The 19,330-nt window shown below is 36.8% G+C and carries 22 protein-coding genes; 12 read left to right on the top strand and 10 right to left on the bottom strand.

The features are described 5' to 3' along the window. Positions 1 to 230: 230 nt before the first annotated feature. Positions 231 to 896 carry a hypothetical protein gene (locus HGC4_RS12105; RefSeq protein ID WP_050710401.1) on the top strand — a complete coding sequence of 222 codons (666 nt, stop codon included), beginning with the start codon at positions 231 to 233 and terminating at the stop codon, positions 894 to 896. Positions 897 to 1,087: 191 nt separating this feature from the next. Further along, entirely contained in the window at positions 1,088 to 1,654 is a 567-nt protein-coding gene (locus HGC4_RS12100; protein ID WP_050710400.1) for a flavin reductase family protein, read from the top strand. An 85-nt stretch (positions 1,655 to 1,739) separates the two neighbouring features. Here HGC4_RS12100 and HGC4_RS12095 read toward each other — a convergent pair whose 3' ends face one another. The 6 genes from HGC4_RS12095 to HGC4_RS12070 form a co-directional block, all read right to left on the bottom strand. Continuing rightward, positions 1,740 to 3,179 (bottom strand): DUF5723 family protein, encoded by a 1,440-nt coding sequence (locus HGC4_RS12095; protein WP_157258266.1) that lies wholly within the window; start codon positions 3,177 to 3,179, stop codon positions 1,740 to 1,742. A gap of 20 nt (positions 3,180 to 3,199) precedes the next feature. Next, the gene (locus HGC4_RS12090; protein ID WP_050710398.1) at positions 3,200 to 3,799 is read right to left on the bottom strand and encodes a hypothetical protein; all 600 of its coding nucleotides are present in this window, start codon (positions 3,797 to 3,799) and stop codon (positions 3,200 to 3,202) included. A gap of 138 nt (positions 3,800 to 3,937) precedes the next feature. Beyond that, positions 3,938 to 4,543, bottom strand: coding sequence for an aminotransferase class IV (locus HGC4_RS12085; RefSeq protein WP_050710397.1), 606 nt, complete (start codon positions 4,541 to 4,543; stop codon positions 3,938 to 3,940). Between the two features lie 78 nt (positions 4,544 to 4,621). Continuing rightward, positions 4,622 to 5,605 carry an aminodeoxychorismate synthase component I gene (locus tag HGC4_RS12080; RefSeq protein ID WP_050710396.1) on the bottom strand — a complete coding sequence of 328 codons (984 nt, stop codon included), beginning with the start codon at positions 5,603 to 5,605 and terminating at the stop codon, positions 4,622 to 4,624. Between the two features lie 80 nt (positions 5,606 to 5,685). Beyond that, complete coding sequence (locus tag HGC4_RS12075; RefSeq protein WP_050710395.1) at positions 5,686 to 6,159, bottom strand: PepSY-like domain-containing protein; 474 nt, start codon at positions 6,157 to 6,159, stop codon at positions 5,686 to 5,688. A gap of 50 nt (positions 6,160 to 6,209) precedes the next feature. Further along, complete coding sequence (locus tag HGC4_RS12070; RefSeq protein ID WP_050710394.1) at positions 6,210 to 7,454, bottom strand: ABC transporter permease; 1,245 nt, start codon at positions 7,452 to 7,454, stop codon at positions 6,210 to 6,212. 589 nt (positions 7,455 to 8,043) lie between these two features. Here HGC4_RS12070 and HGC4_RS12065 point away from each other — a divergent pair. From HGC4_RS12065 to HGC4_RS12055, 3 genes are read left to right on the top strand one after another with little or no spacing between them, the layout of a single operon-like run. Further along, on the top strand, positions 8,044 to 8,913 hold the full coding sequence (locus HGC4_RS12065) for a hypothetical protein (RefSeq protein ID WP_050710393.1): 870 nt from the start codon (positions 8,044 to 8,046) through the stop codon (positions 8,911 to 8,913). A gap of 7 nt (positions 8,914 to 8,920) precedes the next feature. Beyond that, complete coding sequence (locus tag HGC4_RS12060; RefSeq protein ID WP_157258264.1) at positions 8,921 to 9,688, top strand: hypothetical protein; 768 nt, start codon at positions 8,921 to 8,923, stop codon at positions 9,686 to 9,688. Between the two features lie 12 nt (positions 9,689 to 9,700). Continuing rightward, on the top strand, positions 9,701 to 10,537 hold the full coding sequence (locus HGC4_RS12055) for a hypothetical protein (protein WP_050710391.1): 837 nt from the start codon (positions 9,701 to 9,703) through the stop codon (positions 10,535 to 10,537). A 264-nt stretch (positions 10,538 to 10,801) separates the two neighbouring features. Here the strand turns inward: HGC4_RS12055 and HGC4_RS12050 are convergent, their stop codons facing one another. Beyond that, positions 10,802 to 11,959, bottom strand: a complete 1,158-nt coding sequence (locus HGC4_RS12050; protein WP_242047105.1) for an acyltransferase — start codon at positions 11,957 to 11,959, stop codon at positions 10,802 to 10,804. A 17-nt stretch (positions 11,960 to 11,976) separates the two neighbouring features. Between HGC4_RS12050 and HGC4_RS12045 the strand changes: the two genes are divergently transcribed. From HGC4_RS12045 to HGC4_RS12015, 7 genes are all read left to right on the top strand, one after another. Next, a complete protein-coding gene (locus HGC4_RS12045; protein WP_050710389.1) occupies positions 11,977 to 12,750 on the top strand; it encodes a response regulator transcription factor in 774 nt (257 codons plus the stop codon). A gap of 48 nt (positions 12,751 to 12,798) precedes the next feature. After that, positions 12,799 to 13,269, top strand: coding sequence for a hypothetical protein (locus HGC4_RS12040; protein ID WP_050710388.1), 471 nt, complete (start codon positions 12,799 to 12,801; stop codon positions 13,267 to 13,269). A gap of 254 nt (positions 13,270 to 13,523) precedes the next feature. Next, positions 13,524 to 14,525: a type IX secretion system protein PorQ gene (porQ, locus tag HGC4_RS12035; protein WP_157258262.1), complete on the top strand. Its 1,002-nt coding sequence runs from the start codon at positions 13,524 to 13,526 to the stop codon at positions 14,523 to 14,525. Between the two features lie 79 nt (positions 14,526 to 14,604). Beyond that, on the top strand, positions 14,605 to 15,297 hold the full coding sequence (gene cmk / locus HGC4_RS12030) for a (d)CMP kinase (RefSeq protein WP_050710387.1): 693 nt from the start codon (positions 14,605 to 14,607) through the stop codon (positions 15,295 to 15,297). Next, entirely contained in the window at positions 15,294 to 16,172 is an 879-nt protein-coding gene (locus HGC4_RS12025; RefSeq protein ID WP_050710386.1) for a 4-hydroxy-3-methylbut-2-enyl diphosphate reductase, read from the top strand. Before cmk ends, HGC4_RS12025 begins: the two co-directional genes overlap by 4 nt. Positions 16,173 to 16,197: 25 nt before the next feature. Next, on the top strand, positions 16,198 to 17,178 hold the full coding sequence (gene pfkA, locus HGC4_RS12020; protein ID WP_050710385.1) for a 6-phosphofructokinase: 981 nt from the start codon (positions 16,198 to 16,200) through the stop codon (positions 17,176 to 17,178). A 153-nt stretch (positions 17,179 to 17,331) separates the two neighbouring features. Then, the gene (locus tag HGC4_RS12015) at positions 17,332 to 17,928 is read left to right on the top strand and encodes an outer membrane beta-barrel protein (protein ID WP_050710384.1); all 597 of its coding nucleotides are present in this window, start codon (positions 17,332 to 17,334) and stop codon (positions 17,926 to 17,928) included. A gap of 151 nt (positions 17,929 to 18,079) precedes the next feature. Here the strand turns inward: HGC4_RS12015 and HGC4_RS12010 are convergent, their stop codons facing one another. The 3 genes from HGC4_RS12010 to HGC4_RS18950 form a co-directional block, all read right to left on the bottom strand. Next, positions 18,080 to 18,295 carry a hypothetical protein gene (locus tag HGC4_RS12010; protein WP_050710383.1) on the bottom strand — a complete coding sequence of 72 codons (216 nt, stop codon included), beginning with the start codon at positions 18,293 to 18,295 and terminating at the stop codon, positions 18,080 to 18,082. 415 nt (positions 18,296 to 18,710) lie between these two features. Beyond that, a complete protein-coding gene (locus tag HGC4_RS12005; protein WP_050710382.1) occupies positions 18,711 to 18,917 on the bottom strand; it encodes a hypothetical protein in 207 nt (68 codons plus the stop codon). A 190-nt stretch (positions 18,918 to 19,107) separates the two neighbouring features. Further along, on the bottom strand, positions 19,108 to 19,330 hold a 223-nt coding region (locus tag HGC4_RS18950), incomplete at its 5' end, for a hypothetical protein (RefSeq protein ID WP_221406871.1).

The raw sequence follows: 19,330 nt of genomic DNA, 5'->3' as shown, positions 1-19,330 counted from the left end.
TCATATTAATAAAATAATTCTTGGTTGATAATGATCCACAATAGCATATACATATTGTACATAATTAAGATAGACTCAAAATCCAATTTCGGAAAAATCACATATTTATCTATAAACTAGAGAACTATTAAACTATTTTTATATCTTTTATCTCTAAAGACCTCCGTGAGTTTAAAATTTTTATGTATTTTTGAAATGTTATATTTTGAGATATTAAAAAGACGACAACAATGAAAAGGATTTTTTTACTCCTACTAGGCATTTCTAGTATAGGGCTTTTACAAGCACAAGTAGGTGTTTATACAGATTCTCCTAAAGCTACTTTAGATATATATGCTAATTCAATAGATGGCAGTACAGCAGAGGGAATGTCAGCGCCTCGCCTTACTCTTAGTGAACTAGCTTCTAAAGATTCAAAATATCTGGCTGATCAGACCGGAGCGCTCGTCTATATAACAGATGTAACAGGAACAGCAACTAATAAAACAAGAAATATTATATCAGCAGGATATTATTATTTTGACGGTACTCTTTGGCAAACTGTGGGACCGGATAGAGGATTCAAATTTATTTACAAACCGTCTCTTCTTTTACCAACTGATACTTCCGACCCTGCTTATAATAGTGGCACGCAAACATTCACCGTAGATTTATACAATAACTATGCAGGTCAGTACGGAATGACCAATAATTCGACCTCAATTAAAAGTCCAAGTGCAACCTCTTTGCCTGTAGTAGTAGCTACTGATTTTGAATATCTTGTCACCTATTATGACAATACAGTATATCAGGATGTAGCAGTAAGCCCAGCCGGTGTATTAACTTACAAATTGCCTGCTACACCTCCTACCATTACTGATAAAACGTATATGAATATCATCTTCAAGATCAAATAAGAAACGCATCCAAGCAATAAATTATTCAATAGTTTACTTATTTAATCCGCACATAATTTCTTCATGTGCCATATATATCTATGCGCAAACCTACCCAAAAGACTCTAAACCGTTAGCTAGAAGAAAAGATACAGCAACTATAAAATGAAACGAGTATCTTTACATTCGAAATTTCAAGAAGACTTTTTACAATGACTAAACAAGATTGGAAACCGGGAACAATGGTATATCCACTACCTGCCGTAATGGTGAGCTGTGGCAGCACACCCGACGAACACAATATTATAACCATTAGTTGGACAGGAACTATATGTACCAATCCCGCTATGTGCTATATCTCGGTACGCCCCGAGAGACATTCGTACGACATTATTAAACGCAATATGGAGTTTGTGATAAATATCACTACCGAACAATTGGCATATGCAACCGACTGGTGTGGCGTAAAATCGGGTAAGAACGTGAATAAGTTCAAAGAAATGAAACTTACTGCCGGAAAAGCATCGGTGGTAAAAGCACCCATAATAGAAGAGTCGCCACTGTCAATAGAATGCAGGGTAAAAGAGATTCTTCCTTTAGGCTCTCATCACATGTTTATAGCCGATGTTGTAAACGTAAAGGCTGACGAAAGATATATCGACACTGAAACAGGCAGATTTCAATTAGATAAAGCAGGAATAATGGCTTATTCGCATGGTTTTTATTATGCTTTGGCAGAAAAGATAGGTCGTTTTGGATGGTCGGTAAAAAAGAAATAGGAACTTACTCTACCCATATAATAAAGAGGTAATCACCATTGATTCCTATTTTATTCAAAGAAAAAAATAAGACATACTCATCCCTCTACGGTCTTCTTCCTCCAAAAGGTATAGAGACTCCCATCTGTACGTTGATGGCTTTAGTTGAAGTAGGCATCCATTGGGGCGAAATACGAACAATACTATAATCGCTAGCTAAAAAGAAGTTTATACCTCTCGATGGAGCAATATGAACAGCCAAGCCAAATGTTTTAAAGGCACTATAAGCAAGTGAATAGCTAAAACTTGCAGCAAGCCATTCTTTAGGCGTATAATTAGCAGACAAGGTAAACTCTTTTGTTGTAAAATAATTACCGAAGCGAGTAGAATAAAGAAACCCTGCCGTCATTTTATCGTCCCACACCTCGTACTCTAAACCCACATTCATATTGGCCCGTAAGGTTGCCGTATAGCCACTTGTACGAGGGTCTTCATGCAGATTTACTGCTTGCCGAAGATCGTCCAGAGCATGATCGAAGATATCAATTATAGATGTACTTCCATCATTGTGAGTAGAATAATCGTTGGGTGAAACAATAACCTCTGTTTCGGGTGAACTAAGTTGTATAAAGTTACCTTTCGACCACGAGATAAACCCTAAATCATTTAGAGCATAAGACACTTTCAGTTTTCGAAGAAAGCCAACCGGTGCATCTTTAAAGTCGTAAACAGCACCTATATCAATTCCCAAACCATAGCCGGGAATATTAAAATCGCCAAAATTGAAACCATCAAAATCCTGCTTAGTAGGATCATATTCATTTTCGTCATATTTACCTTTTATACCCGGTCCTGCCCCCTTTAGGGTAACCCTAGATTTGGCTCGCCAGAATTCACTTCCAGCCGTTATATTCAAGCTTTCTGCATCTAAATCAACATACGATATACCCAAAAGGAGTTTACCTCTAGCACCCAGTGTAAGACTATTGTTTAAGAATGTTCGGGAATTGGTTACACCTATTTCTGCAAAAACACTACCTGCTAAGCTTACATTCGAAAGGTCGTGAGTAACGGTTTCATTTTCATCAAAGCCTACTTTCAATAATTCAAATACCGATTTAGGTACGTTCGAATCGGCATTAGCTCTTATCCCGAAATCGAAATTCCAATACGAATCGCCCCGATAAAAACCGGCAGACATAATACTAAACGCAAGATTGGTAGTTACATAATTATCATCCGAAATATTCGACAAAGCTTTACTTGCCGGAATCTGAGAATGCATAAAGGTTACACGTTCGCCATTGAGAGGAAAAGTGAGATTCTCCAGATTAAAAGTATTGGTTCGTGCATCTAAATAAATATTAGAGAGCAAAGGTACACCTATATATCCCTGATCGGGTCTTAATGCAGCATTAAGACTAGTACGGGTATAAGACGTTTTCATAAAATAGGAAGATCGGGTTGATTGTGCAAAACCATCCAAAGACAATATACAACACAGCGCGGTTGCAATAGAAATGCTAAAAAGAGATCGTAATTTCATTCTGTTCTTTGAATATAACATTATAGCTCAAGCTGTACACCTCCCGCAAAGAGAACAACCCTTCTTAAGTAGATATAATCTTGTCGTGTAAAATTAATTGCGGCAACCTTTATCGCAAATATAAAATGCAGATCTCTCGCATCCTTCATATACTTCATGTACTCAGGTCCTATTCTGATTTCAAAATTCTGATTTTTAGCCGAAACTATTTTTTGTGGGGGAATCTTTACAAACTCATTTCGGGTTCTATCTGCATTAATAATATTCAGAAGTATTTCAATTTCCAACCCTGACTCTTGAGGCATCACCATTGCATCTATCTTTGCAGAGATAACCACTCCTCTCGAACCTTCGAAAAAGAACCTGTCAATAGTATTCTTATCAAATAACCCGCGAATAGTATCACTCAAAGCAACTCTAGCTCCTACAACAATTTCAGGGGGAATAGAGGGTAAAAAATTTACAAAAATAGTATCAAACCCTCCGAGTGGAACTGGGGGCAGATTCAATTCAATATTTGTATTCAAATTATCCGAATCATATTCTTTATCTACGCACGATTGCATAGATAAGAAAAGAATAACAATGCCGATTATATTGTAATTTAATACCTTTTTCATACTCAGGGTTCTAGTTTCTCTAAATAGCACAACAATCTACCTATAAGTAGTTCCTACCTTAAACAATGATGAGCGTATGCTTTAGTTATGTGTAAGGATGTAAAAGTACATCTTTTATTTTATTAACAATCTTTAAACCTATAAAGTTTTCAGATCAGATATTGAGATACCTATTTCATCCTCCAGATCAATCATTGCATTTATTAGATAGAGCTTAGAGAAAGACATCAAATTATCGAGATTAACCTCTACTTCTCTGATAACTCCCTTTTCTAAAAGATATTGACGCTTGATCCCTCCAAGTAAATAACTCTTAGGTGTATAAAATCCGTCCTCATTCCTAAGAACTACATTAGCATAAGAAGTGTCAGTAATTAACCCATTCTTCACAATTAGAACATCATCTCCACTCGCTTTTCTGGAGTATAGCTTATTTAAAGAGCTTCTATCTACCGATTTGTATGCATAATCAATCGTATTATCCTCAACAAGAGTTAAGCTTGATATTCTACGGAAAGAGTACGGCTCAAATTCAACAGAAACAATTTGCGAACCATATACAACACGACATTTAACCACCCCCTCCCTCAAAGCCTCAGGAATCATATCTTCCGACAACTCCAATAAAGGAGCCGAGCCGAAAAATTGAATCGCAGTTCTGCTTAATCGGGCTATATGTAAAGACAGATTATAAAAAATACCATCCTTTACTTTTATGGTTTCTATAAATAACGGCTCACTCATTTGCGTAAAAGTATATTTATTATTCTATTCTTTAAAATACAGCAAGCTCTTTTTATTTTACTCTCTTACAATAAAGCTCTAGATTTTAAACGGAAAATATATCTTATTCAGTACCTCTTGATACTCATCACTGCATTTACTATAAGCTGTAATTCCTCCACCACTTCTAAAATACATTTGCTTATTGTCTTGTTCTATAAAACGGATCAATACTGCAGAATCTAACGTCGTACCATCATAGTATCCGAAAATGCCCGTATAATACCCTCTATCCTCTTCTTCTGCCGATCGTATAAGATTGACAGTAGCCGGTTTGGGCGCACCCGAAATAGAACCAGCAGGTAAAAGCTTAAATATAATATCTCCTAGATGAGAATGGTGATCTGCATCTAACTCCCCTACTATTTCGGAACTGACTTGAAGAATCTCTTTATTACGGCTTTTAATACGATCTATATATCTGAATCGTTCTACATGAACACGATTAGCAACCATACTCAAATCGTTGCGAATAAGGTCAACTATTGTATTATGCTCGGCTGTTTCCTTAAAATCATTCAGAATGATTTGTTCGGCGTTTTCAATACTTGCATCAATAGTCCCTTTCATCGGATTGGATGATATGTGGCCGTTTGCTATTTTCACAAACCTTTCGGGCGAAAAGCAAACAAATCTATCAGGCATATATAATTGATAAGGGGCTTTGCTCCTATCGAATATATCTTGTAATGAGATATTAGTTGTAATGGGTGTTTTAATAGTCAGATTAGTTAAGAACGAGTCGCCTCGCCTCAACCCCTTATGCACTATATCAAACTTATGTTGATATTCGCTCTCAGAAATAGGGGTATAACTAAGATCGGCAGATAAATCCTCAACCTCATTAACCAGCTTATTACCAATGCCCCTCAACTGGAACAGAATATCGGTTTGCGATAAAGGATTCTCTATAAAAAAGCCTTCCGACATTTCATAATTAATACCAAACAAAAAAGGTTTCTTTGCAGAACCTGCCTCATTCATTTTAAGACGAATATCATCTGTATTTCTATAAAACTTCATCCTTATCATATTTAAAAGAAAAAGAAACTGTCCGTATATAACAACAAACAGTTTCTATTCTCTTTATGAGTAGTTCTTTTTTACTTTTTAGATAGGAATTTTCCTGTTGAATCAAAAAGCAAATCAATATCATTATTTAAGTCAACCTCATATCCACCAGAAACCAGTTTTTCGATTTCCAATACTTTAGAGTCTGCATAATTAGTAGTCAAATACTCCTGAGTAATTGCTGGCAGCAGTTTAACAATAGATTGAGGCAAAGCAGTAGTAGCGTGCTCAACACTTACCCACTCACCATTCTTTTTAAAGTCAATTTCGTAACCGCCATTTAGGTAAACCATATAGTAAGTACCGTCAGCTTCAGCTACATATCTTTCTTTGACTTGACTAACCAAAGGGTCAGCTCCAAAGTGAGTAGTTACAAATGTTTTACACTCAGTTGGCAAACTTGTGTAATCGATAACGAAATCGTCCGAATCGTCATCTTCCGTACATGCATTGAATACAAACAATGTAACAAATAATAGTAAACTAGCTCTTAATAATTTTTTCATATCGTAAATAATTTAGAATATTGTGTCAATAATTATGGTTGTATATTCCTTTATTCAAATTTAATAGACTTTGCAGGAGATATTCGAGCAATAAGATATGATGGACCTATCATCATTGCCATTGATATAGCCAATGCTCCTACATTAATGAAGATTATATACCAAACATTAAGATAAACAGGCATTTCTGATACATAATAAGTAGCAGGGTCGAGTTTTATTATACCAAATAGTTTTTGTAACACACAAATACCCAAAGCAATAATGTTGCCCCAAAGCATTCCTTTCAGAATAAGGAAAGACGATATATATAGAAACACCTTCTGTATTCTAAAATTACGTGCTCCTAATGCCTTAAGAATACCAATCATATTAGTACGTTCGAGAATAATAATGAGCAAGCCCGATATCATCGTAAAACCCGATACAGCCAACATCAATATAATAATTACCCATACGTTCATATCAAGCAAACTAAGCCAACTGAAAATCATGGGATTCAATTCCTCTATCGAACGGGTATATAGAGATTGTCCGTCTCCATCGTGAGAACCTGCCATTTCATAAAACAAGTTGTTCTTTATTTCAGCCAACCTGCTATAATCCTTCACAGTCAATTCAATACCGCTCACCTGATTCTTTTCCCAACCATTCAACCGTTGCACCAAAGCTATATCGGTAATAATAAATAGTTTATCGTAATCTTCGAAATTGGTACTATATATCCCCGATATCACAAATTTTCGGGCTTTTATCGGATCTTGTATGAAGTATGTAATAAAACTATCTCCCAGCTTTAGTTGTAATCTATCAGCAATATATTTCGAAATAATAGTCTGATTGACAGTAGACGTATCCGATTTATGAAGAATATCTCCTTCAATCATATTCTGTTTGAAGAAAGTCCAGTCATAATCGTTGCCCACCCCTTTAAGTACTACTCCTTGAAAATCGCTGTCGGTTTTGATAATTCCAGGAATATTCGCAAATACTTCTATATGCTTTATATCCGAATTATTTTCTAATGTTACAGCCAAACTATCGGTCATACGAACGGGTTGAACCTCGTACGACATATTATTCCCGAAATTGGTTAGCTGGATATGCGACCCAAAACCAACCACCTTATCGCGTATTTCTTTCTTGAAACCAACAACAATGCATACCGACAATACCATTGCCGCCAGTCCCAAAGCAATACCCGCAACTGCTATTTTAATAGCCGGAGATGATACCTTTTGTTTGATACCTCCTCCGAAATATATTTTTCGGGCTATAAATAATTCTAAATTCAAAATATAATATTGAATGTTTTTTTCTGAAAACAAAGGTATAAATTATCCCTTACAATATACAACGATAAAGTCTCAAATCTATTGCCATTGCATTCAGCCTTTTAATATATAACGTCTACACATTTTCAGATCAGAATCAATTGTTAAAAACTACCATATTCAACTAACTATAAACATATCTCCCTCATGAAAAGACCTCTCAAATAACTGCATTTATTTATAGCAAAATCATCATTAAAGATACTCAATCTATACATACATTGATTTTACTTATATCGATAATATACCTGAAACACAATAGTTAATAAACAAACATAAACAACTATAGAATAGAACTTTGATAAAAAAATAAAATACCATAACAAATTTCGAGCCAAAGCATACAAAAAAACAAAACTGATATTTTTAATTGAAAAACATCACTATCTTTGTGTCGTAATGAAGCAATAATAACAACGACGACAAATAGCCTCTGATTATTAGTTCCTAAAAAAAGCTAATAACTACATAATTAAGTGCACTTAATGTATCTAAATTATAGGTCACAAAACTAAAACTGAACAACGACAACAAATAACAAACAGTATTTATGAATAAGAACAATTCAATTAGGTATAGTATACTATTACCCCTTTATTTGACTTCGATTCTAATTCTGTCAGCTCAAGTTGGCATCAATACTAAAAATCCACTAGGAGTATTCCATGTGGATGCTCGCTCAACTCCGGATTCTACCAATCCCGAGGCAGGTATCCCTAATGCACTTCAAGAAGTGGATGACTTCATAGTCACTACCAACGGAAATGTAGGAGTAGGAACTATTTCGCCTACAACTAAACTAGATATCAACGGGCAAATAGCCATTCCCTACAAACCAACAACTGGTACAATCATTAAAGATTTCATGCTACAATCCGACGCCACGGGTTTAGCCTCATGGGCTCAATCTTATTCATTCCCACTTTATCGCACGACTATAGGTGTGGACAGGACAAAGGCTACCCCTTTACAATTACTAGAAAATGTGCCCAATGCCCGCACATCGGGAAATGGTATAGGCATCACACTAAGCACATCGTATGGCTTAGGAATAGCAGACTTAGAATCGACATTCGTTCTATCTCAGCCCACCTTTACTATACTAAAAGATGCTCTATATCTGGTAACTGTAAAGCAACGGACTTCCGATGCTGCTAATAACGATATAGCTGCTTACGGAGACTTTTTGTTTGCCGAGATGCTAGACAATACAACCTACAAGGAGTTTATATACAAAATCCCCTTAAGAGAAGGTACGGCAGGTACAACATTCTTGCTTAAGGTCGAAAATGCTCCTAAGGTATACCGCTGGTATATTTCACTGCAAAACACACCAGGTATAAACTGGTTTGCATCTATACCTCTCTCAGCTTATGTGCAATTCGACGTATCCTATCTTTATTTACGTGATTTTAATTAATTACAACATGAATATAAACTTATCTTGCGTACTTGTTTTATTAATTACTTCTTTATGCCCTTTAGCAGCACAAATCGGTGTAAACCTCGAAAACCCGGAAGCATTGTTTCATCTTGATAGCAAAGCAAATAATACCACTGCAACTGCAGCCACAAAGTATTTTGACGATGCAATGATAGACTACAATGGCAATCTTGTAATTGGTGCAAAAACGGCCGTAACAGGCTCCAAAGTAACAGTCACGGGCGAATCCGGCGCTAAAGGTGTACTCCAAATAGCAGATGGTACTCAGGCAAACGGTTATATATTACACAGCGACAAAGACGGTGTGGGAGATTGGGTCAACTTCAAAACTTTCCCCTTCAATAAGTATTGCATATGGACTTTACAGAACTCGGCATTCAATTTTCCTTCACTGGGTAAAAGTGAAAATCTTACGGGTACAGCATCTATTGATTTCAGCGAAATAAGTGGAACCAGTACCACCGCTTCATCTATAACGATGCCCAAAGGACGGTATTTTATACTCGTCTCAGGAGAGATAGAAGCCTCTAAAGAAAATGCTATACTCCGCCTATTGGTAAATGGTACGGAAACAAACAAGGTATATTATTCAGATTATGTAAATGGAAGTATCTTTTATCAAGAATTACCGCAACAGTCTGCAATCAGCCTGCAATGGGAAGCCGTTGATACACATAATATATTCTATGAAACACCTCCGTTTCAGAAAGCTTATAAATATTCACTCACATTTATCCGCATAAAAGACTAAAAAGAACAGTATATGAGAAAATATATCTATATAATTATATCGCTTATTTTGTCTTTCAACCTCACCGCCCAGATTGGTATAAATACCTCCAACCCCAAAAGCGGTTTAAATATACATATAGACCCTAAAGGAGATACTACATCGTCTTTTGCCAACTCTACGGACGATGTGGTTATAGACAACTTGGGTAGAATGGGAATAGGAACAAATGCCCCCGAGGCAAAATTACATATACAAGATGGTAAAATAAGAATAAGAGGAGGCAATCCTCAAGAAGACAGATTCCTAGCCTCTACAAACGAAGAGGGCTTAGCCGAATGGAGATACCTGTCGATGGGAGGCTACAGAGTTTCCGAATGGTTAGTGCAAGTTGAAACCAATAATATAACCACAACTGCTGTACCTATTAATGGAAGCTCGTCTTTCTTATCTAATGAAATCGGACTTACTGCCAACGGAGGTACTTTAACTCTCCCTGCCCGTTTCAACACCTTCGGATATGCAGGTTACTTTATCATAGTTACTGCCGACGTAGAGGATGTACGAGAATATGGTAAACTACTTATCAATATAGGTGGCACGGCAAGCAACAGTTACCATACAAGACCCGAAATAGCCAGTCAAGATTACTTTACGTATTCCGATTATCTGTCTGCACGCATATGGTTTGTAAAATTTTCGGGGAATAGTCCTGCCGAAATCAGCCTCTCTTTTCAGGCAATGGATGTAAGGAGTAACGTCAACAAATCAATTCCCTATCTCGACCCACTACCCTACACTAAATCGTCAGGTATAAAAATCTGGGCAAAATTACAGATTATAGAAATGCAAGGTCGTGCAACATCGTAAGAAAACGAAGCGAAGAGCATAAATAATTACAAATCTACCATCGTCATAGATCGCCGTGAAAAACACTGTATTTGTATTCAATTATTCAATATCAGTTTAATCTTGATAATACTTTCAGATAGTAGTCAACAAAACAGATTAAACTAATCTATTTCCTTTCGAGAAAATAGAGAAACCTTTAAGGCTTTATCTCACTCCGCAGAGTAAGATAAAGCCTTATTCAAAAAATGTTTAACTGTATGGATAATCCACAAAGAAAAGAAACTAAGCTCCTGTTATATATTTGCTTCCGGGCAAATAAGTCAATATCTTAGACAATATGCAACACACCGTTATTGTACTGCTACCCACCAGCAAGATGGTTATCGGAGTAGAAAAATACCCTCCCAACAATTGATAACTAAACCCAAGTAAAAATATATGCATCAAGTAAATAACATAACTCAATCGGGATATCTCTTTCACTATACCATACACCCATTTACCTTGATATGATATATGCTTTAAAATGACGAACAAACCAAAAGTCATCAACACAACATTAAAAGAGCAAAAACGCCAGCTCAACTCCAATTCCTGTAAAGTAGTTGCCGTAAATGTATTGTTATAATAAACGATAGCTGTAAAAAGATATCCTGCAACAAAACATGGGATACCAATACCGAGGCTCTTCTTTAGCGACCAGTTTACGTAAGTGCGTATATAATGTCCCAAGACCAGATAACCGATAAAGCCCGAGAAGTACCAAAACATATGAAACTCGTTCCAATAACATTCGCCATACAAATCGCCCGCATACAATTTTGCATAATGCCAAAAAGTAGAAATAAACCAAATCAGCAAGAAGCACTCTTCGCCACGTTTCGAAACCGTTTTGAGCCAAGGCGAAAACACGGGCATAAAGAGATATAGCCCGATAAGCATATACACAAACCACAGATGACCGCTGGCAGGTGTAAAATTGAACAACAATTGCAACAGATTAGATTGTATATCGGCTAGCGAAAATTCGCCCCAGAAATAAGGTAGCACCGCATAAAGCACCGACCATATAATAAATGGAACTACCACTCGCACAAAACGACGTTTCGCAAAATCTTTTGTACTCCCCTTAAGAGGTAACAGCAAATAAGCCGATGCCATTACAAACAAAGGTACTGATGCCCGAAGCGCACTATCTACAACACTCACCCAAAAAGCATCCGAGATGTTACGTATACCAATAGAGTCGCCATCGATAAAGAAAAACTCACAAGAGTGAACCATTATTACCATAAAACAGGCTATTACCCGAAGGTAATCCAGAAAAACAACACGGTCATTCAGATTTAATGTTCTCACTTGCATAGTAATTAGTATTTCATTATTTTTGAACAAAGGTAACGGCTGCCAGCTAACAGTACAATACTGAATTATAACCATACGCCACAATCAATTTTATGGATGTACTTAAAACAGAACTCGAAGAAGCTTTTGCAATACAACATTTCGACAAAAGCCTATTCAACGAGCAAGCATTGATGGATTGCCGCAAGCTTATTCAGTCGCTCACCGAAATAAACAACGGATGTGCTGTGCTTACCGATATGGCCGACAACAAAAGTTATTTTTCTATCGGAACCTTTGGCGGCTTTCTCGGACTGTCGCAAGAAGATATATCGAAGGAAGTAATAGAGTCACTGGACGAAGATTGCATCTATCAGCATATCCACCCCGAAGATCTGGTCGAAAAACGAATGCTCGAACTTCACTTCTTTCAGTTCCTATGCAAATTACCTATTAATGAACGATTAAAGTACCGCTCCAATTGCCGCATAAGAATGACGAATCAAAAGGGCGAATATTGCTACATTACTAATCAGACTCATATATTACGCAATTCACCTTGTGGCAATATGTGGTTGGCTCTCTGCTTGTATGACTTATCACCCAATCAAAACCCACTGACAGGTATTGATAGCCAGATAACGAATAACGAAACGGGCGAGGTTATCGCTGTATCATTATCAGAAGCAAAACGATCTATACTCTCCACACGTGAGAAAGAGATACTCCAACTTATCAAGAAAGGTTATTTGAGTAAAGAAATCTCGAAAAATCTTAATATCACCATAAATACAGTAAACAGACATAGACAAAATATTCTCCAAAAATTAAATGTAAATAACTCGCTAGAAGCCGTTCATTCTGCCGAAGCCATGAAGTTATTTTAATCGCACATTTTTAATTGTATAATAAAACACTATACTAACTATCATATTATGCTAATAAGTAACACTATCAAAAGGTTGAAGTTAAAATACCTCACCTTTATTATTCTTTGCACAATACCCCTGCTTTCTTTCTCGCAGGAAACTGAATCATTAAATCCTGTTTCATTAGAGTCTATACTATTAGAAACTCTTCCTCTTGACGGCAGAGTAGTTGACGATGCCGATAGCTTCGAAGAGCTATATGACGATCTGCTGCTTGCAGAAGTAGTTACAACAGACGATTTGCACGCTCTTATCAACACTCAGCTAACCCCTGTTTTAGATATAGAAAAAGAGATATGCAAGCAGATGATAGAAAGCGAAGAGTTATCTGCTACCGTATCTAATGGAACATATACGGCTTCGTTCGAAGATGTGGAATGGATAAGAAAAGGCTTTTACTTCACCGTAGTAGGATTGGTTCGTACGATGCTCGATCTCACTCATGAAACAGACGAAACAGAGTTTGAAGATATATAACAGGATAAAAAACAACTAAAAAGCAGAACATTGGCATTAAAGTCTAATTCTGCTTTTTTAATTTTAATAAAGGAAAAAAGACCAGAAACGAGAAAAGGAATTACGTAATCAAAAGAATAAAATTATCTTTGCAAAGTACAACAAAGCAACTGTAAGTATTTAAAGCAACATTATTTAATGACAATCCATTGCTGCATCTAAACTTACCGAAGCCATAAGAAAGGTCTTAGCCCTTAAAATTAGCAGAATCGTTCATGAACAGAATAAAGGCTTGTATAACAAGTATTATTTGTACAATTACAATATTTCAGTCTTTCGCTCAAGAGGGTGAAAGAGCCTTTCGTTTTCTCGAATTACCCACTTCAACACGTGCAAACGCATTGGGTGGAACCAATATTTCGGTTATAGAAAACGACATTTCACTCGTTTTCCTCAATCCCGCAGCATTGGGTCCCGAAATGAATATGAATGCCAATGTCAATTTCCTATCATATATATCGGACATAAAGGTAGGGAGTGCCATTTTCGGTAAATCCATCCGCGAAAACAATTCGTTTGCCGTAGGAGTAAATTACATTGATTATGGAGACTTTAAAGAAACAACCACCGAAGAAGTTATCGGAAGCTTCTCTGCCAAAGACATAGCCGTAAATGGTGTATATAGTCACATGCTAACCAATAGGTTAAGAGGTGGTGTAACTGCCAAATTTATATCGTCAAACTATCAGGATTATTCATCCACAGCCATAGGCTTCGATGTAGGTCTGAGTTATTATAATGAAGATCGCGAATTTTCAGCAGGCTTAGTATTAAAAAACATGGGTAGTCAAATATCGTCCTACGACGACAAACGTGTGGGCTTGCCTTGGGACATACAATTGGGTATAAGCAAAAAACTCAACAACGCCCCTATCCGACTTTCGCTCACTGCCGTATATCTTACTCAATGGGATTTTGCCCGAGTAAATGAAGCTAACGGCATAGACACCAGTAGCGACGGGTTTCTTAAAACAGCATTCAAGCATACCATTATAGGTGTAGACCTCATTCCTTCCGAAAATTTCTGGATAAGTGCAGGTTTCAACCCCAAAGTACATTACGACATGGCCTTGGAGGACGGAAATAAATTTGGCGGCTTCAACGGAGGTGCAGGTATACGCATCCAAAAATTCAGTATAGGTTTTTCACTAGCAAAATATCACCCATCGGCTACCACTTATCATTTTAGCTTAGCCGTCGATATCTCCAAATTCTAACCAAATTCTCATTAACAAAAGTGCTGCATCAAAATTCAACGAACATTTTAGACACACTATTGTTGTAAATATAGCATATATGAAAACGATTACAATTGCAATTGACGGGTTTTCGTCATGTGGAAAAAGTACTATGGCTAAGGATTTAGCTAAACAAATAGGGTACATATACATAGACAGCGGAGCCATGTACAGGGCTATTACTCTGTATTGTATACAAAACAACCTGTTTGACGGAGATGTATTAAATGAGGAAAAATTGAGTCAACATATAAAGGATATACATATAAGTTTCAAGCTGAATAAGGACACGGCTACTCCCGAAACATATCTCAATGGCGTAAATGTAGAAAAGGAAATCCGTACAATGGAAGTTTCCAACAAAGTAAGCTACGTCAGTGCAGTAGGTTTTGTACGTAGAGCAATGGTACATCAACAGCAGGAAATGGGTAAACTAAAAGGTATCGTTATGGATGGCAGAGACATAGGTACTGTTGTTTTTCCCGATGCCGAACTCAAATTTTTTGTAACAGCAAGTCCCGATATCAGAGCGCAACGCCGTCTGGATGAGCTACATGCTAAAGGAGATACTAAAACAACGTTTAATGACGTTTTAGACAATATAAAACAAAGAGATTACATTGACCAGCACCGCGAAGAAAGTCCTCTGATGCAAGCCGAAGACGCTCTGGTGCTCGACAATTCAACACTAACCAAGGAGCAGCAAATGCAATGGCTCCTTGATAAATTCAATCATATCACATCACAATGAATACAATAGAAATAGATGCAAAATCGGGTTTCTGCTTTGGTGTAGTAAATGCTATAAAAAAAGCGGAAGAAGAATTGGACAAAGGTGGTATACTATACTGTCTGGGCGATATTGTACACAATAATCTGGAAGTAGAACGCTTAGAAAAACTAGGACTAAAAACCATCAATCACGAACAGTTTGCACAACTAAAAAATGCAAGAGTACTGCTTCGTGCGCACGGCGAACCACCTAGCACTTACGAGATAGCAAAAGAGAACAATATCGAAATTATCGATGCCTCATGTCCTGTAGTACTTCGTCTTCAAAGACGGATCAAAGATAAACATAAGACAGAGATAGATAGCGAGACTCAAATTGTGATCTACGGAGAGAAAGGACATGCCGAAGTAAACGGACTAATGGGACAAACGGATGCCCGTGCCATAGTTATCGAGAAAAAAGAAGAATTAGATAAACTTGACTTTTCAAGAAATATTTGTCTATTCTCTCAAACCACTAAACCGCTTGACGGATTTAGAGAAGTTATTGACATTATCGAATCAAGAATGCAAAATGGTGCTCAATTTGAGTATGTAGATACCATATGCCGACAAGTTTCGAACAGAATACCCAACATTAAGGAGTTTGCTACTAAGCACGATATTATACTTTTTGTAGCGGGACAAAAAAGTTCTAACGGAAAAGTGCTTTTTTCTGAGTGTAAAAAATACAATCCAAATTCTTATTTCGTATCTTCGCCAGACGAAATTGATCCGGCGATTATCAAAAAAGGACTTTCCATTGGTGTATGCGGAGCCACTTCGACACCTAAATGGCAAATGGAAGAAGTTGAAAAGAGGATCGACGAAATTTCATCGCGTTTAGTAGAATAACTAAAACAATATAGTCTTAAGAATTATGGCAAATATTAAATGTATTGGTGTTTTAACCTCGGGAGGAGATGCCCCTGGTATGAATGCAGCAATCCGTGCTGTCACTCGTGCTGCTATATACAACAACATCGAAGTAAAAGGCATCATGAGAGGCTACAGAGGTCTTATTTTTGATGAAATCATCCCTTTCAGAACCAACAGCGTTAGTAATATTATACAGCAAGGTGGTACAATCCTCAAAACTGCCCGTTGTAAAGAGTTTATGACAGTGGAAGGACGTCAGATAGCATACGAAGCAATGCAACGCGAAGGCATTGATGCTTTGGTTGTAATCGGCGGAGACGGATCTTTGACAGGTGCTCGCATTCTTGCTCAGGAACATAACATTCCGATCGTAGGTTTACCCGGTACAATAGACAACGACCTTAACGGTACCGATATGACCATCGGTTACGATACTGCTTTGAATACAATAATGGATGCTGTCGATAAAATCAGAGACACAGCAAGCTCACACGAACGCCTGTTCTTCATTGAAGTTATGGGACGCGAATGTGGTTACTTGGCACTTAACGGAGCTATTGCAACCGGAGCTGAAGCAGCTATCATTCCCGAGAGAATGTATGCTACTGACCAGTTGGGTGAACTTATTTCACACGGATTCAGAAAAAGCAAAAACAGTAGTCTCGTACTTGTTACCGAAGGTGATATTACAGGAGGTGCTATGGCTATGGCCGAGCGTGTAAAAACAGAATATCCACAATACGATGTACGTGTAACCATTTTAGGACACGTTCAGCGAGGAGGTTCTCCAACTGCAATAGACCGTATACTTGCCAGCCGAATGGGTGCAGCAGCTATCGACGCATTACTTGACGATCAGCGTAATGTGATGATTGGTATGCAAAACGATCAAATAGTATATGTACCATTCTCTAAAGCAATTAAGAAGAATAAACCAGTAAACGAAAATCTGGTTAATACGCTAAAAATACTATCTATCTAATAGATATTTAGAACATTATATAAAAGGAAATCATTGAACAATGGTTTCCTTTTTTCGTTACATGAATAGTAGACAAAAAATATTTAATCGAAATTGGCACTCCAATCATCCAATTTTGATTATTTTTGCAACTTATGTAAATAAAAGAAAAGAATGAAGAAGGCTATAATCATCATACTCCTATCCGTTTTAACATACGGAAGTGCTAATTCCCAATCTTTTTTAGGAGTGAGAGGAAGTTTCAACGTATCGTCATTGAGTACCGGAAGTTCAAAGAGCAGACCAGGTTTCAGTGTAGGAGCAATGTACAGTACCCAAGTATCGGATTATTGGTATTTTCAACCCGCTCTTTTATATAACCTCGAGGGAAGTAAATCAGTAAGCGGTTTTAAACCTGCCTATTCAGCATACACATACAATCTGGAAGTTCCACTTATAATGTCACGCAGATTCGGAGACGAAGATATTAGTTTTGGCTTAGATGTAGGTCCTTTCCTTAAATACGGTTTACACGGAGGATATTGGGTTGATAATCTTGAGACCAAAGAAAGAGACAGACCTAATGTCTTTGACTATAAAAATAGATTTGATGTTGGTCCTCAAATAGGATTCAGCGCAATGGTTTACGGGCTTTATATTGGATACTCTTTTCAGTTTGGTGTCATAAAAGCGTGGAAAGAAGAAAGCAACAGAAGAGGTAATTACTACAACTCTTGCATGACTTTTGGCTATCTGTTTCAAATACAATAAAAAGTACTCAATTTGAGTTTGTATTTTTCGATATAGAAATTCCAAGAAAAATTTCTCAAAGCAAAGAATAAAACAAAAAAATCTAAGAAATCATTCCCCCTAAATATCGAATAATTTCTTAGATTTTAAAATCGAGGTACACCAACTCTTACTATTGTTCATGAGATTCATGATGACCTTTAAGCAATCCAAACAGGACGAATACTGAGCCTAACACGATTGCCAATATTCCAAATAACCTATAAAGACTCGCTTGTGCCACATTCAGCTGTTCGCTCGTGCCAATCTGTAAAAAAAAGAATAATGAGGAAACAGCTACACAAATACCAATAATGGTATAAATTCTGCGTTTTTTCTTGCCTTCCATAATAACATCTTTTTAAAGATCTATATAATTTAAACACATAAGCACAGAAAACGTTCACAAAAAGAAGAGTTTATTTAGTTAAAAATCAGGCTTTAACTTATCATCAAATTTGGTTTTTTTTTTATTTACCTTTGTCCCTGTAAAAGAAAATCTCGGTTCGTTCGACCATAGGAGATCAAACGACACTAGACGGTACTTCTACTTACAGTACACCCTCGCCAGACATATCGGGAAAAACGGAAGACAGTAATACTGTTTGGGTTGATATTAAAGGTGTATTAACAAGTAAATACATCATTAATAACACTAGTGGAGTTGCCAAAGATTATTATTTCTTGGCTGGTAATGTTATTAATACTGCTAATATCAATGGCATTACTATGCCCAATGTTGCCAAGGACACCGGAGATTGCAACTAATTTTTCATCGCCCGAATAAATAGTGATATAATATGCCCTGGAGCAATTTCTACCTGCATACAATCCAAAAGTATATCTTTATCAGCTACCAGTTTTATTTGAGGTTGCAGCGTTGTAAGTATATTTCGGATATGTTTTACCATAGAAACTATCATTGCTGTATCTTTGATTTTCGATCTTGAAAAATCAGGATTTTCGCTCATCCAGAAATCATACTCAACTTTTTTGTATAAAGTGAACTAACATTATTTAGAAAATAGCGGGTTAAATTTGTAAACACTGAAATTTTACTTACATTTGCTCCTGTAAAATAACTCTTTACGCTAATAATGTCCATAAGATTAACAAACATATTTACAGATAATACTCTAAATTTTAACTGTTTAGGTTTGGCTATGTGCGTTGAAATATTAGAGAGAGAGAGAGAGAGAGAGAGAGAGAGAGAGAGAGACTAACTAGCAACCACGCTGGTAATAAAAATATTTTAGGCGGATTTTTCCGTCTTTTTTTGCGTCTGTGTGTTTTTGACACTGACCCTAATCGCCGAAAATATTTCCCCAATAAATACTTTAATAGTTCTTCCATAGAAGCTTCTTGTACAGCTTTTTGTTTTTTT

The sequence above is a fragment of the Dysgonomonas sp. HGC4 genome, from assembly GCF_001261715.1.
Classification (GTDB): Bacteria; Bacteroidota; Bacteroidia; order Bacteroidales; family Dysgonomonadaceae; genus Dysgonomonas_A.
The sequence above is the reverse complement of the archived record's forward strand: the minus strand, read 5'-3'. Positions and strand labels throughout refer to the sequence as shown.

Coding starts and splice junctions, on each gene's coding strand:
- HGC4_RS12065 (WP_050710393.1), top strand. CDS start 8,044: ATGAATAAGAACAATTCAATTAGGTATAGTATACTATTACCCCTTTAT.
- HGC4_RS12010 (WP_050710383.1), bottom strand. CDS start 18,295: ATGGAAGGCAAGAAAAAACGCAGAATTTATACCATTATTGGTATTTGT.
- HGC4_RS12005 (WP_050710382.1), bottom strand. CDS start 18,917: ATGAGCGAAAATCCTGATTTTTCAAGATCGAAAATCAAAGATACAGCA.
- HGC4_RS12040 (WP_050710388.1), top strand. CDS start 12,799: ATGCTAATAAGTAACACTATCAAAAGGTTGAAGTTAAAATACCTCACC.
- HGC4_RS12045 (WP_050710389.1), top strand. CDS start 11,977: ATGGATGTACTTAAAACAGAACTCGAAGAAGCTTTTGCAATACAACAT.
- HGC4_RS12055 (WP_050710391.1), top strand. CDS start 9,701: ATGAGAAAATATATCTATATAATTATATCGCTTATTTTGTCTTTCAAC.
- HGC4_RS12080 (WP_050710396.1), bottom strand. CDS start 5,605: ATGAAGTTTTATAGAAATACAGATGATATTCGTCTTAAAATGAATGAG.
- HGC4_RS12050 (WP_242047105.1), bottom strand. CDS start 11,959: ATGGTTATAATTCAGTATTGTACTGTTAGCTGGCAGCCGTTACCTTTG.
- porQ (WP_157258262.1), top strand. CDS start 13,524: ATGAACAGAATAAAGGCTTGTATAACAAGTATTATTTGTACAATTACA.
- HGC4_RS12015 (WP_050710384.1), top strand. CDS start 17,332: ATGAAGAAGGCTATAATCATCATACTCCTATCCGTTTTAACATACGGA.
- HGC4_RS12090 (WP_050710398.1), bottom strand. CDS start 3,799: ATGAAAAAGGTATTAAATTACAATATAATCGGCATTGTTATTCTTTTC.
- cmk (WP_050710387.1), top strand. CDS start 14,605: ATGAAAACGATTACAATTGCAATTGACGGGTTTTCGTCATGTGGAAAA.
- HGC4_RS12085 (WP_050710397.1), bottom strand. CDS start 4,543: ATGAGTGAGCCGTTATTTATAGAAACCATAAAAGTAAAGGATGGTATT.
- HGC4_RS12095 (WP_157258266.1), bottom strand. CDS start 3,179: ATGAAATTACGATCTCTTTTTAGCATTTCTATTGCAACCGCGCTGTGT.
- HGC4_RS12100 (WP_050710400.1), top strand. CDS start 1,088: ATGACTAAACAAGATTGGAAACCGGGAACAATGGTATATCCACTACCT.
- HGC4_RS12060 (WP_157258264.1), top strand. CDS start 8,921: ATGAATATAAACTTATCTTGCGTACTTGTTTTATTAATTACTTCTTTA.
- HGC4_RS12025 (WP_050710386.1), top strand. CDS start 15,294: ATGAATACAATAGAAATAGATGCAAAATCGGGTTTCTGCTTTGGTGTA.
- HGC4_RS12075 (WP_050710395.1), bottom strand. CDS start 6,159: ATGAAAAAATTATTAAGAGCTAGTTTACTATTATTTGTTACATTGTTT.
- pfkA (WP_050710385.1), top strand. CDS start 16,198: ATGGCAAATATTAAATGTATTGGTGTTTTAACCTCGGGAGGAGATGCC.
- HGC4_RS12105 (WP_050710401.1), top strand. CDS start 231: ATGAAAAGGATTTTTTTACTCCTACTAGGCATTTCTAGTATAGGGCTT.